Genomic DNA, 14,726 nt, shown 5'->3' with positions numbered 1-14,726 from the left:
GAGGCCTCAGGCGTTGACGTCCACCACCACCCGGCCCTTGACCTGTCCTTTCAGGATCGCCGCGCCCAGGTCCGGCAAATCGGACAGCGTGGCGGGCTGGATCATCGCGTCCAGCTTGTCCCGCGGCAGGTCGCTGGCAATCCGCTCCCAGGCGCGCAGCCGGTTGGCATAGGGCTGCATCACGCTGTCGATTCCCAGCAGGTTGACGCCGCGCAGGATGAACGGGGTGATCAGCGCGCCTTCGATCGCCGCGCCCCCGGCCAGACCGACCGCCGCGACCGAGGTGCCGTATTTCATCTGCTTCAACACCCGGCCCAGCATGGCGCCGCCCACCGCGTCTACGCAGCCCGCCCAGCTTTCGCTTTCCAGCGGCTTGCGGGTCAGTTCGGTCAGCTCCTCGCGCGGCACGATGGTGGTGGCGCCCAGCCCCTTGAGATAGTCCGCGGTTTCCGGACGACCGGTGACGCCGGCCACGGCATAGCCCAGATGGGCCAGGATCGCCGTCGCCACCGAGCCAACGCCGCCGGCCGCCCCGGTGACCAGCACCGGGCCGCGATTCTTGTCCAGCCCGTGATCCTCCAGCGCCATGACCGACAGCATCGCGGTCAGGCCGGCAGTGCCCACCGCCATCGCGGTGCGGCTGTCCAGCCCGTCGGGCAGCGGCACCAGCCAGTCGGCCTTGACCCGCGCCTTCTGGGCATAGCCGCCCCAATGTGCCTCGCCGACGCGCCAGCCGGTCAGCACCACGCGATCGCCGGGTTTGTAGCGGTCGTCGTCCGAGGCTTCGACGGTACCGGCAAAATCGATGCCCGGCACATGCGGATAGTGCCGCACCAGCCCGCCGCCCGGGCCGATGCACAATCCGTCCTTGTAATTGACGGTGGAATAATCGACCGCCACCAGCACCTCGGCCCCCGGCAGATCGTCCTCGCCGATCTGTTTTACCCCGGCGCTGGTTTTGCCGGTCTCTTCATCCTTTTCGACGACAAGCGCGTTGAACATGGTCTCTCCCCTCGATTTTACCGACCATCCGGTCTCTCAGAACGAATCTGGCATGAAGGCCAGGTCACTGACAGGGGCTTTCGACCCTGCGGCTGTCAACATCGCGTGCACCTGGCCGCGGTGATGGGTCTGGTGGTTGAAGAAATGGGTCACCGCCATCGCCATCGGCTTGCTCATCTCGCGGCCCGAAATGCCGGAAAACCAGATCAGGTCTCCGGCCAGATCGACGCTGCGCAGGTTCTCGGCCCAGATGCGGATTCGCCCGTCCATGCGGAACCGCTCGGCGCTCCACACCGCCAGGGTCGGGAACAGCGTGGTACTTTCGCTGGCGGACTGCGTTGGCTTGCTGCCGCCATCAAAACGCGACATCCACATGTGATCGCCCCAATACAGGTGGCTGATGGTGGCGAGGATCGAGCCGAAAAATGCCCCCCGGTCGCGGGTCAGCTCGGCCGGGTCCAGCGCCTCCAGAAACCCGGTCAGCTGCTTGTTCTGCCAACTGTTATAGCGTGCCATGGTCACGCAATAGTCGCGGTTGATCATCCGCCCCGTATCCTTTCCCACCCGTCTGCACCGGCCCCGCCGCGGATCGGCGCGAGCTCTGGATTCGTCACATAGTGTCTTATGTTTGCTGGCTATTCCACCAAGGGGCAAGACCGCGACGGCAGCCAAGCCCAGATCACGGCCAGCGAGCTACTGGTCGATTTTTCGGCACGTCCCCTCTTTCAAGGCGCGCGCAACTTGCCTATATTGAATGCTGTCCCTCGGGACTATGGACATAAACGCGCTCGTAATAAGCGGATCGGACCCGGGGGCGGTACCCGGCGGCTCCACCAACCATCCTTCATTTGGGGATCATGGGGCCGAAACAGGATCGACGAACGTCTAAAGGGGTTAGCTTTGTCCCGGCTGTCTGCCACCGTTATCGGCGAAAACAGTACAATTGCAAATGACAATCGTGCTCCGGTTGCCGTTGCTGCGTAAGCAGTAACCAGACCGAAACTTAAGCCCTTACGCCTAGCCGCGTAAGGCGGGGTTCGCAGGCACCTGGCAACAGAAGCCTGCACTTCCATTCCGGTTCTTGACAACGACAGCGGCCAGGCGCATTTTCCGCGCCATGGGGACGACCGCGAACGCCCCGTGAGGCGTCAGCTCAAGGTTCGCATGTTTGCCTTGCCAGAGGAGACATGCCCATGGCCGCCCCGAACGAAATCACCGTACCGCAACTTCTGCGCCTGATCGGAACACCGCAGGCCCCGGTGATCGTCGACCTGTCGATCGACCCCGATTTCGATGCCGATCCCTTCCTCATCCCCGGCGCGTTCCGGCACCCGCATACCGATGTCGCCGGGCTGAAGGCCCGGCTGGCCGGGCGGGCCTGCGTGCTGGTCTGCCAGCGCGGCATCAAGCTGAGCCAGGGCATGGCCGCCTGGCTGCGCAATGACGGCATTGCCGCCGAATACCTTGCCGGCGGCATGTATGCCTGGCGCGACCATGCCGGGGCGCCGCGGATTCCGGCCAAAGCGCTTCCCGAACCGGTGGACGGCAGCACCTTGTGGGTCACCCGCCACCGCCCCAAGATCGACCGCATCGCCTGCCCCTGGCTGATCCGCCGCTTCGTCGATCCGCAAGCGCGGTTCCTTTACGTGTCGCCATCCGAGGTGGCCGGCGTGGCCGACCGCTATGGCGCCACTCCCTTCGATGTCGAGGGCGTGTTCTGGAGCCATCGCGGCGCGCTGTGCACCTTCGACACCATGCTGGATGAATTCGCGCTGCGCAGCGAGGCGCTGGACATCCTGTCGCGCGTGGTGCGCGGCGCCGATACCAACCGCCATGACCTGATGCCCGAGGCCGCCGGCCTGCTGGCGATCTCGGTAGGTCTGTCGCGGCAGTTTCGCAACGATCACGACCAGCTGGAGGCCGACATGGTGCTGTATGACGCGCTGTATCGCTGGGCCCGCGACGGCCAGGGCGAAGGCCATGACTGGCCGGCGGGGCAAAAAGCATGACCACCCCGTCCTGGCACGACATGACCCGGGTGTTCGGCCGCATCGGCGTGCTGAGCTTCGGCGGGCCGGCGGCGCAGATCGCGCTGATGCACCGGGAACTGGTCGAAACCCGCTGCTGGCTGGATGAACAGACCTATCTAAGAGCGCTATCGCTGTGCATGCTGCTGCCCGGCCCCGAGGCGATGCAGCTGGCCACCTATGCCGGCTGGCGTCTGCGCGGCGTGCCCGGCGGGCTGCTTGCGGGCGGGCTGTTCGTGCTGCCCGGGGCGCTGATCATCGCGGCGCTGGTGGCGCTCTATGTCGGGTTCGGGGCCGTGCCGCTGGTGCAGGCGGCCTTCCTCGGCATCAAATCCGCGGTGATCGTGATCGTGCTGCAGGCGTTGGTCAAGCTGTCGCACCGGGCGCTGAAACGGCCGTCGGCCTGGGTCATCGCCGGGCTGTCCTTTGTTGCGATCTTCGCGCTGGACCTGCCCTTCCCGGCGATTATCGCGGTTGCGGCGCTGTGGGGCTTTGTCACGGCCCGCCCAAGCGAAACGGTCGAGGCGCCGCTGCCGGTCCGGGCGCAGCCGCTGAAAACGGCGGCGATCTGGCTGTCGCTCTGGCTGCTGCCGCTGGCGGCGCTGTCGCTCTGGGGGGCTCCGCTGCTGGCCGATATCGGCTGGTTCTTCGCCTGGCTGGCGGTGGTCAGTTTCGGCGGCGCCTATGCGCTGCTGGGCTATATGACCCAGACCGTGGTGCAGACCTATGGCTGGATCAGCACGCCGCAGATGATCGACGCGCTGGGGCTGGCGGAAACCACGCCGGGGCCGCTGATCCTGGTGACGCAATTCGTCGCCATGCTGAGCGGGCAGCTGGCCGGTGGCGCGGGTCTGGCCTTTGCCGCCGGCGTGGTGGCGCTGTGGGCGACCTTCATCCCGTGTTTCCTGTGGATCTTCCTGGCCGCGCCCTATCTCAGCCGGATCGCCGCGCAACCGCGCCTGTCGGCGGCGCTGCAGGCGATTTCGGCCGCGGTGGTGGGGGTGATCCTGAACCTGTCGCTGTGGTTCGCCATCAACGTGCTGTTCACCCGCGTAACCAGCAGCGACGGGCCCGGATGGCTGCGCCTGCCGCTGCCCGATCCGGCGACGCTGGTGCCCGAAACCCTGGCGCTGACGCTGCTGTCGGGGCTGTTATTGCTGGCCGCCCGGTGCGACATTGCCCAAACAATTGCCCTGATGGCGCTGGCCGGACTGCTGCTGGGACTGGTGTAGGATATTTCTGGCCTTTGCAGGGCTTTCGTTTCTCTCCGAATCCCCTATGCTTACCCCACTTGGTTGAGGGAAACGCGAATGGGTCGCGAGATCGACTATGGGAACCTGATGCATTCGGCGATGCGCGGTCTGATCAAGACCGTGCTGAAGGATGTCGCCGAACTGGGGCAACTCCCCGGCAAGCATCACTTCTTCATCACCTTTGACACGTCGCATCCGGATGCCGAACTGGCTGACTGGCTGTCCGACCGCTATCCCGAAGAGATGACGGTGGTCATGCAGCACTGGTACGACAATCTGGACGTGGGCGAGGACGGATTCTCCGTCACGCTCAATTTCGGCGACGCGCCAGAACCGCTGTATATCCCCTATGACTCGATCAAGACCTTCGTCGATCCCTCGGTCGAGTTCGGGCTGCGCTTTGAATCCGCCGAGGACGAGCAGGAGGAGGACGCGCAGGACCACGCGGCCGCCAGATCCGACCCGCAGCCGGAGGACGACCTGACTCCGCGCGCCGATGCCGAGGTGGTCTCGCTCGACAGTTTCCGCAAATAGGTCAGTTGCGGGTCAGCAGCGTCGACACCGCCCGTTGCGGCACCCCATTGCGGAACCGTTGAAATTCCAGTTGCAGACCTTCCGCGACCAGGGTCCGGTCATATTGCTGGATTTCGTAACCGCCGGCGGCATCCACGAACAGCGAAAACACCGTCAGCGTATCACCGCTGACCCGTGCCCAGACATAGGGTTCGCCCTTCATCGGATCCAACGGCACCGCGTGGCCGAACACGTTCCGGGTCATCGCCGCGGCATAGACGTTGGGACGGTCGGTCGGCACAAACGCGATCTCGTAGGATTTCTGCCGGGTGCCGGCCTGGTGATAGGAGACCGACAGCCATCGCACCGTAAACCCGTCCTCGGACATCCGGATCGAAACGCTCATGTCCCGCTTGAGCGAGGTGCCATCTGCCAGCTCAACCGCGGCCGAGCCGGAATAGTCGCCGACAAAACGCGCCGGCAGCCCCTCGGCCACCGCCAGCCCCGCCGACAGGACCAGCCCGAAGCTCCACACCAGCAGCAGGACGGGAAGGCGGATATTGGCAGGAAGATGCATGGTAAACCCCTTGGCACATGACACGCGGCGCGCAGGGCGCCGGCCCTCATCTTACCGTCGATCCCTGTCCGCACAATAACCGTCCGCCGGCGATTGCGGTAACACCGCGGATGCCGCGCACTGGCCGGTTGCGCGGCGGTCCGCGGACGGCTAGACGGCATGGGACCATTTTCTGACGGAGAGACCGCCGATGTCCGACACCCGCACCGAAACCGACAGCTTTGGCCCGCTTGAAGTTCCGGCCGACAAGTACTGGGGCGCACAGACCCAGCGGTCGATCATGAACTTTCCGATCGGCTGGGAAAAGCAGCCGGTGCCGATCATCCGGGCGCTGGGTGTGGTCAAGAAGGCCTGTGCGCAGGCCAACCTGGAACTGGGCACCATCGACGCCGAGATCGGCAAGGCCATCGTTGCCGCCGCCGGCGAGGTGATCGAAGGCAAATTCGATGACAATTTCCCGCTGGTGGTGTGGCAGACCGGGTCGGGCACCCAGTCGAACATGAATGCCAACGAGGTGATCAGCAACCGCGCCATCGAAATGATGGGCGGCGAGATGGGGTCGAAAAAGCCGGTGCATCCCAATGATCACTGCAATATGGGGCAAAGCTCGAACGACACCTTCCCCACCGCGATGCATGTCGCCATCGCCATGCATGCGCGTGACACGCTGCTGCCGGGGCTGACCAAGCTGCACGATGCGCTGGCCGCGAAATCGGAAGAATTCAAGGACATCATCAAGATCGGCCGCACCCATACCCAGGACGCGACGCCGCTGACGCTGGGCCAGGAGTTTTCCGGCTATACCCACCAGGTCAAGAAGGGCATCGAACGGGTCGAGGCCTGCCTGGGCGATATCTATGAACTGGCCCAGGGCGGCACCGCGGTGGGCACCGGCCTGAACACCAAGCAGGGCTGGGCCGAGATGGTCGCGAAGAACATGGCCGAGATCACCGGCCTGCCCTTCGTGACCGCGCCCAACAAGTTCGAGGCGCTGGCCGCCCATGACGCGATGGTGATGTTCTCCGGCGCGCTGAAAACCGTCGCCGCCGCGCTGTTCAAGATCGCCAATGACATCCGCCTGCTGGGCTCGGGTCCGCGGTCGGGCCTGGGCGAGCTGATCCTGCCCGAGAACGAGCCCGGCAGCTCGATCATGCCGGGCAAGGTGAACCCGACCCAGGCCGAGGCGCTGACCATGGTCTGCGCCCATGTCATGGGCAATGACGCGGCGGTGGGCTTTGCCGGCAGCCAGGGCCATTTCGAGCTGAACGTCTATAACCCGATGATGTCCTACAACGTGCTGCAATCTATGCAGCTGCTGGGCGACTCGGCCTCGGCCTTCACCGACAACATGGTCAGCGGCATCCAGGCCAACGAGGCGCGGATCGAAAAGCTGATGAAGGAAAGCCTGATGCTGGTCACCGCGCTGGCGCCGACCATCGGGTATGACAATGCCACCAAGGTCGCCAAGACCGCGCATAAGAACGGCACCACCCTGCGGGAGGAGGCCATCGCGCTGGGCTTTGTCGATGAAGAGACCTTCGACCGCGTGGTGCGCCCGGAAGACATGATCGGGCCGAAGTGATGGCGGAGCCGGTCAATCTGAACCGGGTCCGGAAACAGAAGGCACGGGCCGAGAAAAAGGCCCGTGCCGACGCGAACGCAGCGAAATTCGGCCGCAGCAAGGCCGAGAAGACGCGCGACACGGCCGCGGCGGCGCGTGCACAAAGGCATCTCGACGGCCACAAGCGCGACGAATGAGCCGGCCGGTCAAACGCTCGCTCACCCTGCGCGGCCACCGCACCAGCGTGTCGCTGGAGGACGAGTTCTGGCGCGCCTTCCGCGAGATCGCGGATTTGCAAGGCAAGGGCATCAACGAACTGGCCGCCGAGATCGACATCGCGCGCGGCAGCGAAAGCGGGCTGGCCTCGGCGATCCGGCTTTACGTGCTGCGGCACTACCGCGGTTAATCGGCTGTTTACCGGCATGCGGCCATGATCGGCGCATGAGCGAGACCCGACATTTTCTGCCCCCGTCCATCTGGATGCAGCGCCTGTTCGATGCCAAGGCGGCCCGCCAGGGCGGCGTGGTGCGCCGCAAACTGCGCGATGTCGAACTGATCGTCGGCAAGGCCGCGTTCGAGGCCGAACTCCGCCGCCGCGGCTATCACGCGGTGCAGAATGGCGACCAGATTGTGGTGTTCTGCAACAATGAGCCGGTCCGGGTGCTGTGCTGAAGCAAAAGTTTCCAGGAAACTTTTGCCAAGACTTTCCTGGAAAGTCTTGGCCCGCTCAGTCCCGCCGCGCCACTTGCAGCCAGATGCCGTCCCGCGCCCGCACCGTCAGATGTGCCACCGGCACCGGGTCGCGCCCCTCGACCGGGGCAAAGCGACAGGCCCGCACCAGCATCGCCAGCAGCAAGGGCCCTTCCACCATGGCAAAGCCCGCGCCGGTACAGACCCGCGCACCGGCGGAGAACGGGATATAGGCCGCGCGCTGGCAGGTGCGGCCGTTTTCCGTCTCCCAGCGGCCGGGATCGAAGCCGTCGGGATTGTCCCACAGCCGTTCATGCCGGTGCAGGTGCCAGGGGCTCAGCACCAGCTGGCTGCCCCGTGGCACCGCCCGGTCGCGGAACCGTTCCGGGCAGCTCGCCTCGCGCACCATCATCGGCACCGGCGGATAAAGCCGCAGCGCCTCGCGGAACACGTCGCGGGCAATCTTCAGCCGGGAGACCGCGGCGAAGTCAGACAGGTCGAGCGCTGCCGCCTCCTCGGCCAGCCGCGCTTGCCAGTCCGGGTACAGCGCCAGCAGATACAGCGCCCAGGCCAGGGCCGAGGCGCTGGTCTCGTGCCCCGCCAGGAAGAAGATCGCCACCTGGTCCACCATGTCCTGCGCATCGAAGCCTGCGCCGGTTTGCGGGTCGCGCGTGGTCATGATCTTGGTCGCCAGATCGTCGGGCGCGGTTCCGGCATCGATCTCCTGCCGGCGGCGTTCAACCAGCCCGGTGATCAGCGCCCGGATGTCGCGCGCCGCGGCGCGGGTGCCATGGCGGTGAAACCGCGGCAGCCAGCGCGGCAGCGGCAGGAAGGCGGCCAGGTTCAGGATCGGCTGACTGCGCTGATAGTCGCGAAAGCGGGTGAAGACCTGCGCCGCCACCGGCGCATCGATCGGGATGGAAAACAGCGTGCGGAAAATCACGTCGGCCGCGGCGTGGCTGGTCACCGCCTCGATCTCGGTCAGCCCCGGCTGCAGCCGGTCCACCGCCGCCTGTGCCGCGCCATACATCGCCGGATAGGTGTCGCGCAGCCGCCCGCCCTCAAAGGCCGGGTCGATGATGCGCCGCTGGCGCTGCCAGGTGGCGCCATTGGTCAGGAAGACCGAGTTGCCGAGCAGCGGCCGCAGCCCCTCGCCGATGCGGTTCGACTTGGGGAAATCCTGCGGCCGGTCTTTCAGCACCTGCGCCACCAGGTCGGGCTGGTTCAACAGGAAGGAGCGGAAGAACGGCGTGCGGAACTCGGCCATCCAGGCCCGGTACAGCCGCGCCGGCTGGGCCGACAGGATGTCCTGCCGGAACAGCCGCGCATAGCGCCAGAGCGACACCCGGCCGGGCCGCGACGGGGGTTTAGGCGGGATCATGCGGCCTGCACGGAGGTGTATTTGCTGACCGCCACCTCGATCCGCGATTTCGAGGCCGGGCGCCCGTCATAACGCGCAGCCAGAGTCTGCGGCCCGGCGGTGACCCGGAAATAGTCGTAATCGCCCGGCCGGTCGAAGGCGCAGAGATACTGGAAATGCAGCCGGAAGAACCGCCAGCGCAGCGCCTTCCAGCGTTCGGGCGACAGGGTCTGGGTGAAGGCGGCAGAGATCACCAGCGGCCAGCGCTTGGCCTCGGGCGCCACGCCGCTGACCGTCACCGGATCGCAAAGCGCAAAGGAACAGCCGTCGCCCGGCGCGGAGATGTCGATCCAGGCCAGCTCGTCCCGAGTCGAGAGAAAGCGCAGATCGCCGCGCAGCCGCGCGGCGCGCGGCAGGAAGGACAGCATCGGCACCACCTGCCCCAGGGTCAGCAGGCCCAGTGCCGGGCCATCGGATGGCACCCGGCCGGCGCGGATCAGGGCGGACAGCACCGACACCGCCAGATGTGCGCCCGAGGAATGGCCGACCACCAGCACCTCGTCGGCCTCCCCGGCCAGCGCCGCGGCGATGCGGTCGCCCTCCATCCTCAGAGCCGCGGCCGCCGAGACCAGCGCAAAGGCAAACGAGGTCCGCTCGCGCAGCTTGAGATAACGGGCATGGTCCCGGAACGCCGCCGCCCCGGCAGGCAGGCACAGGGCCAGGATCAATTCGCCCGGTGCCAGCGCGGTTTCGATCTCGGGCGTATCCCCCGGCAGGCGGTGGAACGCCGCGAACGGTATCTCGCGCCCGCCATCGGGGCCCTGCACCTCGACCACCGCGTCCAGCGCGGCCAGGGCGACGCCGAAATCCGAAGGGTTGGTGGCGATGCAGGAATCGCTCCAGCCCAGCACCGCCAGGCCAGAAGCCTCGCCGCCGCGCGCGGCGCAGCCGGCACCGGGGGCGCGACGGTTGCAGGCACTGTGCGGGTCCTGGAAATAGGCGCAGCGGGGGCGTTGCATCAGGTTGCCCCCCACGGTCGCCATGTTGCGCAACTGACCCGAGGCACCGGCCAGCAGCGCCTCGGCCACCACCGGAAACGCGGCGGCAAAGGCTGGGTCATGGGCCAGATCGGCATTGCGCACCAGCGCGCCGATCCGGGCGCCGCCATCGGGCCGCATCTCGATCCGGTCCAGGCCCGGCAGCCGGCCCAGATCGATCAGCCGGTCGGGCTGCTGCACGCCGATCTTCATCAGGTCGACCAGGTTTGTCCCGCCGCCCAGATAGGCGGCGCCGGGCGACCAGGCGGCAATGGCATCGGCCAACGAGGTGGGCCGGATATAATCGAATTGTCTCATGCCGTTGTCTCCGCCTGGTCGGTCGCCATACGGCGGGTTGCGTCGCATACCGCCTGGGTGATCCCGTGATAGGCGGCGCAGCGGCACAGGTTGCCGCTCATCCCCTCGCGAATCCGCTCGGGGTCGTCACCGGCCTGGCCCTCGGCGATCAGGCCGACGGCGCTCATGATCTGGCCCGGCGTGCAATATCCGCATTGGAAGGCATCATGATCGATAAAGGCCGCCTGCACCGGGTGAAGGGTTTCGCCCCGGGCCAGGCCCTCGATGGTGGTCACCTCGGCGCCGTCCAGCGTGACCGCGAGGGCGAGGCAGGAATTGGCCCGCCGCCCGTCGATCAGGACGGTGCAGGCGCCGCATTGGCCCCGGTCACATCCCTTCTTGGTGCCCGGCAGGTCTAGCCGTTCGCGCAGCAGATCCAGCAATGTGACGCGCGGATCATCCAGCGTCACAGCCTGCTGTGCGCCGTTGACCGTAAGGCTGATGGAGTAGGACATGCAGTCTCCATTGGCTTACTATGTTGTGAATCGACGGCCCCGGCAGCCTGTGCCAAGTGGGTCCGTTAGTCAGGGTCGGCCGCAGAAACGCTCTCCCGCCGATAAATGGAAATATACGGAGGCATCCTCCGTTTAACAAGAGGACTGACTCAGAAAATGGTCACGGCCCGCCGCAAACCCAGATCCGATGCGCTGCGCAACCGCGAGCGCCTGATCGAAGCGGCAAAAGAAATCCTGGGCCGCGGTGGCCCCGAGGCCAGCCTGGAAGCAGTTGCGCGCAGCGCCGGTGTGGGGATCGGAACGCTGTACCGGCATTTCCCGACTCGCGAGGATCTGTTCCAGGCGGTCTATCGCCACGAGGTCGAGCAATTGATCGAACTGGCCGGGCGGCTTGACGCCACCTCGGACGGGCCCGAAGCGTTGCGCACCTGGTTATACTCCTTGGTCGAGCTGGTCGAAACCAAGCGCGGGCTGCTGGGCGCCCTGGCGGTGGTTGCCAGCGATGAATCCAAGGCCATGTTCGCGGAAATTTCCGCCCGCATGGCCCGCGCGGTCGACACCCTGATCGCCCCGGCGCAGAGCGCCGGGCGCCTGCGCGCCGATATCACCGCCGACGACCTGCTGGGCACGGTCTATGCCCTGTGTTACGCGCGCCCGCCCGAACCCGGCTGGAAGGATGGGGTTCTGCGCCTGCTGGATATCTTTGTCGACGGTCTGCACACCGGGAAACCGCGCTAACACCCCCGATCTGTGGCATGATCCGCGCCAACCCTTGCGGCGGACCGCCTCGCAGGGGTATCACCGGATACAGGTTCTCATCCAAGGCGCTGTCCCGTGTCCCATCTGCTTTCCGATACCACCCTGATCCGCCGGTCCCGGTTGCGGCAGCTGAAATCGCGCGAGAATGCGTTTTACGACCTTGAATTCATCAAGCAGATGCCGCCGGAAAAACGCAGCGCCTGTATCGACCTGCTGGACAGCTCGGTTTCGCAAGTGCGCCAGGACATCTTCGCGCTGGCCCAGCTGGAGTTTAAACACAACGGTTTTTTCGTGGAATTCGGCGCCACCAATGGCACCGAACTGTCGAATTCCCTGGTGATGGAGCGCGATTTCGGCTGGACCGGCATTCTGGCCGAACCGGCGCGCGGCTGGCACGATGCGCTGAAGGCGGCCCGCAAGGCCACCATCGACACCCGCTGCGTCTGGAAGGAAAGCGGCCACACCGTCGAATTCACCGAGACCGCCAGCGCCATCAATTCGTCGATCTCCTCCTTCGTCAAAACCTCGCGCAAAATGCGCGGTCAAAGCTACCAGGTGCAGACCGTGTCGCTGAACGACCTGCTGGCCGAACATAAGGCGCCGGCAGTGGTGGATTACATCTCGATCGACACCGAGGGCAGCGAATACGACATCCTGAGCGCGGTGGATTTCGACCGCTGGTCGTTCCGGGTGATGACGGTGGAACACAATCACGAACCCCAGCGCGAGCAGGTGTTCGACCTGCTGACCTCCAAGGGCTATACCCGTGTCTGCCAGGACGTGTCGCGCTTTGACGACTGGTACGTGAAGACCTGAGCGCCGCAGTCCCGCACCTCTCCCGGTCTAGAACCTGGACCTCCCCGCCTCGAAAGGCGCGACGTCAGAACTGCTTGGGAAACGGCTTGGACCGCTGCACCGCGCCGCGCCAGCGGCTGGACTGTTCCGAGGCCGCGCCCAGTTGGGGAACAAAGCCATCGCCCAGGATCATGTCGACCACCTCGGCCGCGCTCAGAACGGTGTTTTCGCCGTCGATTTCGGTCTTTACGCGGAAGCTTTGAAGTTTTGACTTGGCTTTGGCCCAGCGCGCCGCCAGGCGTTTGCGGCTGACATCTCCGGCCCCGGCACGCAGCACCTGGTCCAGCGCGCCCTCGGCGCCGCACTGCGTGGCATAGGCGCGCAGACGGGCGACGACATCGTCGTGTTCGGCTGCGCTGTGCCCCTTGCGGTCGGCCAGAATAAAGCGGAACCAGGCGGCGTAATCCGGGCGTTCCTCTTCGCCCAGGATCTCGCGCACGGTTTCCAGCACCTGGAAGAATGCGCCGCGCACGCTGGTGCCCAGGTCGACCACGTCGCGCACCGGATCGGCCTGGTTTTCCTGCGCGAACCGGGTCGCTGGGTTTACCGCATTCTTCTTGATCGCCTTCGAGTTATGCGCCGCCCCGGTGCTTGCGGCGCTTTTGCCGCTGATGGTGACCGGGTGGCGCAGATCCATGTGCCGGGCGCCGGAGAGGACCGCCAGATAGGTGAAATACAGATCCGGGCTGGTGCCGTTGAAGAACAGCCCGTTCGGCGCCCGGTGCCGCTCCATGAAGGCCCGCGAGGCGGCGCCGTGATAGATCGTCGGGGCGCGGAACTCCTCGAAATCCGCCGCCATCAGCTTGCGCCGCATCAGCCCCATCTCGATGGGGTCGAGCGCGCCGTACAGGAACCGCTTTTCCAGTCGCACGCCGCCAGCCTTGCCAGTGTAATCGTCCGACACCCAGCCGAAAGTGGGAATCGACCAGCTAAGCGAATCCGGCGCGTGGGTTTCCACCACGTGGCGGAACACCGGAAACTGGCCGGGGATCATCGCGTCGTCATCGCCGATATAGAGCAGGTAATCGCCGCTGGCCTCTGCCAGGCAGAATTCGAAATTGTGCCGCATCGACACCCGCGTGCCGGTGTTCAGCACCTTCAGGCGCGGATCGTCGAAGGCGGCCAGGACCTCGGCCGTATCATCGGTGCTGGCATTGTTGCTGACGATCACCTCGATATCCGGATCGTCAATCGCCAGAGCGGTTTGCAACGAATAATGCAGGTAAAACGCACGCTCGCGCGTCGGGATGATGATACTGATCTTCTTCGGCACGGCGGTCAGGCCACGCGCCGCAGAAAGCCATCAGGCGCCACCGAGACCAGCAGCTTGTGGTCGATGCGCTTGTCGATCTCGAATTCCGGGTGATCCTTCAGCCAGGCATGCAGCGCCGTCTTGGGGTTGTCGCCCGGCGCCCAGGGCCGGTCGCCGAACATCTCGGCGGGCAGATCCTCGATCACCGTGTCGAACACCACGCAATAGCTGCCCTTGGTGGTCATCGGCGCATAGGCCTCCAGCTCGGCCAGCACGTGGTCATGGGTGTGATTGCTGTCGAGGCTGACCAGAACCGTCTTGTAGCCGCGCGCCGCATTCTTCACCTTTTCAATGGTTTCCGGCGCAATGCTCGACCCTTCGATCATCTGGATCCGGCTGGCCATCGGATGGGCCTCGATCGCCGCCTTGTTATGGGCACGAATGTCGATATCGATCCCGATCACCTTGCGCTCGGATTTCGACGGGTCGATGTTCTTGCCGGCCGAGATGGCGTCGCACATGTCCAGCATCGCCAGTGCCGCGGCGCTGAGGATCAGCGACCCGCCATGGGCGATGCCGGTTTCGATGATCAGATCCGGGCGCACTTCCCAGATCAGTTCCTGCATCGCGACCATGTCCTGCGGGTACTGGATGATCGGCCGACCCAGCGCGGTATAGGTATAGGAATATTTCTTGGCGTTCACCAGCCGCATCCAGGCATTGCTGGCCGCGGCGATCTCGGGGTCGGCGCCCAGGTCGCGGATGATGCCCTCGCGCTCTTGTTCGAATGCCTTGATCGGGTCCATGGGCCAGCCTCCTGCTGTTATCCTGTGCGCGGCCGCGCGGGGGTGCCGGTGACGACCGCGCCAGGGGCGAGGTCGCGGGTGACAACTGCGCCAGCGCCTATCACAGCCCCGGCCCCGATGTGAAGCCGGGGCAGCACCGTGGCCCCGGCGCCGACAAAGGCGTCGGTGTCCAGGGTGACGCAGCCACACAGCGTGGCGCCGGGGGCGACGTGCACGCCGTCG

General features: G+C 65.7%; 17 protein-coding genes, 1 other RNA gene and 1 pseudogene. 10 read left to right on the top strand and 9 right to left on the bottom strand.

Annotated elements, in window-relative coordinates; genetic code table 11:
- Nucleotides 1-6: 6 nt before the first annotated feature.
- Together acuI and CVM52_RS03005 are read right to left on the bottom strand one after the other, a co-directional pair.
- Nucleotides 7-1,002, bottom strand: coding sequence for an acryloyl-CoA reductase (acuI, locus tag CVM52_RS03010; protein WP_100161119.1), 996 nt, complete (start codon nucleotides 1,000-1,002; stop codon nucleotides 7-9).
- Between the two features lie 36 nt (nucleotides 1,003-1,038).
- Nucleotides 1,039-1,545 (bottom strand): DinB family protein, encoded by a 507-nt coding sequence (locus tag CVM52_RS03005; RefSeq protein ID WP_100161118.1) that lies wholly within the window; start codon nucleotides 1,543-1,545, stop codon nucleotides 1,039-1,041.
- A gap of 176 nt (nucleotides 1,546-1,721) precedes the next feature.
- On the opposite strand from CVM52_RS03005, the gene ssrA reads away from it, so the two are divergent.
- The 4 genes from ssrA (at nucleotide 1,722) to CVM52_RS02985 (ending at nucleotide 4,816) form a co-directional block, all read left to right on the top strand.
- Nucleotides 1,722-2,070, top strand: a transfer-messenger RNA (tmRNA) gene (gene ssrA / locus CVM52_RS03000).
- A gap of 125 nt (nucleotides 2,071-2,195) precedes the next feature.
- Nucleotides 2,196-3,011, top strand: coding sequence for a chromate resistance protein ChrB domain-containing protein (locus CVM52_RS02995; protein WP_100161117.1), 816 nt, complete (start codon nucleotides 2,196-2,198; stop codon nucleotides 3,009-3,011).
- Nucleotides 3,008-4,261, top strand: coding sequence for a chromate efflux transporter (gene chrA / locus CVM52_RS02990; RefSeq protein WP_100161116.1), 1,254 nt, complete (start codon nucleotides 3,008-3,010; stop codon nucleotides 4,259-4,261). Before CVM52_RS02995 ends, chrA begins: the two co-directional genes overlap by 4 nt.
- 78 nt (nucleotides 4,262-4,339) lie before the next feature.
- On the top strand, nucleotides 4,340-4,816 hold the full coding sequence (locus CVM52_RS02985) for an SspB family protein (protein WP_100161115.1): 477 nt from the start codon (nucleotides 4,340-4,342) through the stop codon (nucleotides 4,814-4,816).
- 1 nt (nucleotide 4,817) lies between these two features.
- Here CVM52_RS02985 and CVM52_RS02980 read toward each other — a convergent pair whose 3' ends face one another.
- Nucleotides 4,818-5,372 carry a hypothetical protein gene (locus CVM52_RS02980; protein ID WP_100161114.1) on the bottom strand — a complete coding sequence of 185 codons (555 nt, stop codon included), beginning with the start codon at nucleotides 5,370-5,372 and terminating at the stop codon, nucleotides 4,818-4,820.
- Nucleotides 5,373-5,562: 190 nt separating this feature from the next.
- Here CVM52_RS02980 and fumC point away from each other — a divergent pair, with 190 nt between their 5' ends.
- The 4 genes from fumC to CVM52_RS02960 are packed head-to-tail and all read left to right on the top strand — an operon-like array spanning nucleotide 5,563 to nucleotide 7,605.
- On the top strand, nucleotides 5,563-6,954 hold the full coding sequence (fumC, locus tag CVM52_RS02975; protein ID WP_100161113.1) for a class II fumarate hydratase: 1,392 nt from the start codon (nucleotides 5,563-5,565) through the stop codon (nucleotides 6,952-6,954).
- A complete protein-coding gene (locus CVM52_RS02970; protein WP_100161112.1) occupies nucleotides 6,954-7,130 on the top strand; it encodes a DUF4169 family protein in 177 nt (58 codons plus the stop codon). Before fumC ends, CVM52_RS02970 begins: the two co-directional genes overlap by 1 nt.
- Nucleotides 7,127-7,339: a ribbon-helix-helix domain-containing protein gene (locus CVM52_RS02965; RefSeq protein WP_100161111.1), complete on the top strand. Its 213-nt coding sequence runs from the start codon at nucleotides 7,127-7,129 to the stop codon at nucleotides 7,337-7,339. Before CVM52_RS02970 ends, CVM52_RS02965 begins: the two co-directional genes overlap by 4 nt.
- A 35-nt stretch (nucleotides 7,340-7,374) precedes the next feature.
- The gene (locus CVM52_RS02960) at nucleotides 7,375-7,605 is read left to right on the top strand and encodes an N-(5'-phosphoribosyl)anthranilate isomerase (RefSeq protein ID WP_100161110.1); all 231 of its coding nucleotides are present in this window, start codon (nucleotides 7,375-7,377) and stop codon (nucleotides 7,603-7,605) included.
- Nucleotides 7,606-7,660: 55 nt separating this feature from the next.
- Here the strand turns inward: CVM52_RS02960 and CVM52_RS02955 are convergent, their stop codons facing one another.
- Genes CVM52_RS02955 through CVM52_RS02945 form a run of 3 tightly spaced genes read right to left on the bottom strand, consistent with a single transcriptional unit; the run spans nucleotide 7,661 to nucleotide 10,832 of the window.
- Complete coding sequence (locus CVM52_RS02955; protein WP_100161109.1) at nucleotides 7,661-9,004, bottom strand: cytochrome P450; 1,344 nt, start codon at nucleotides 9,002-9,004, stop codon at nucleotides 7,661-7,663.
- A complete protein-coding gene (locus CVM52_RS02950) occupies nucleotides 9,001-10,338 on the bottom strand; it encodes an FAD binding domain-containing protein (RefSeq protein WP_100161108.1) in 1,338 nt (445 codons plus the stop codon). The genes CVM52_RS02955 and CVM52_RS02950 overlap by 4 nt, the downstream gene beginning before the upstream one ends.
- The gene (locus CVM52_RS02945; RefSeq protein ID WP_100161107.1) at nucleotides 10,335-10,832 is read right to left on the bottom strand and encodes a (2Fe-2S)-binding protein; all 498 of its coding nucleotides are present in this window, start codon (nucleotides 10,830-10,832) and stop codon (nucleotides 10,335-10,337) included. The genes CVM52_RS02950 and CVM52_RS02945 overlap by 4 nt, the downstream gene beginning before the upstream one ends.
- Before the next feature lie 156 nt (nucleotides 10,833-10,988).
- Between CVM52_RS02945 and CVM52_RS02940 the strand changes: the two genes are divergently transcribed.
- Together CVM52_RS02940 and CVM52_RS02935 are read left to right on the top strand one after the other, a co-directional pair.
- Nucleotides 10,989-11,570: a TetR/AcrR family transcriptional regulator gene (locus tag CVM52_RS02940; protein ID WP_100161106.1), complete on the top strand. Its 582-nt coding sequence runs from the start codon at nucleotides 10,989-10,991 to the stop codon at nucleotides 11,568-11,570.
- Between the two features lie 96 nt (nucleotides 11,571-11,666).
- Nucleotides 11,667-12,407 (top strand): FkbM family methyltransferase, encoded by a 741-nt coding sequence (locus CVM52_RS02935; protein ID WP_100161105.1) that lies wholly within the window; start codon nucleotides 11,667-11,669, stop codon nucleotides 12,405-12,407.
- Nucleotides 12,408-12,471: 64 nt separating this feature from the next.
- On the opposite strand, the gene CVM52_RS02930 is transcribed toward CVM52_RS02935, so the two are convergent.
- The 3 genes and pseudogenes from CVM52_RS02930 to CVM52_RS02920 all read right to left on the bottom strand — a co-directional run.
- Nucleotides 12,472-13,719: a glycosyltransferase family 2 protein gene (locus tag CVM52_RS02930; RefSeq protein WP_172720888.1), complete on the bottom strand. Its 1,248-nt coding sequence runs from the start codon at nucleotides 13,717-13,719 to the stop codon at nucleotides 12,472-12,474.
- Between the two features lie 5 nt (nucleotides 13,720-13,724).
- A complete protein-coding gene (locus tag CVM52_RS02925) occupies nucleotides 13,725-14,504 on the bottom strand; it encodes a cephalosporin hydroxylase family protein (protein WP_100161103.1) in 780 nt (259 codons plus the stop codon).
- 17 nt (nucleotides 14,505-14,521) lie between these two features.
- Nucleotides 14,522-14,726 (bottom strand): annotated as a pseudogene (locus CVM52_RS02920) (sugar O-acetyltransferase); the annotation flags it as partial.

The sequence above is a fragment of the Pseudooceanicola lipolyticus genome, assembly GCF_002786325.1.
Taxonomy (GTDB): domain Bacteria; phylum Pseudomonadota; class Alphaproteobacteria; order Rhodobacterales; family Rhodobacteraceae; genus Pseudooceanicola_C; species Pseudooceanicola_C lipolyticus.
This window is presented reverse-complemented; position numbering and strand designations above follow the sequence as displayed.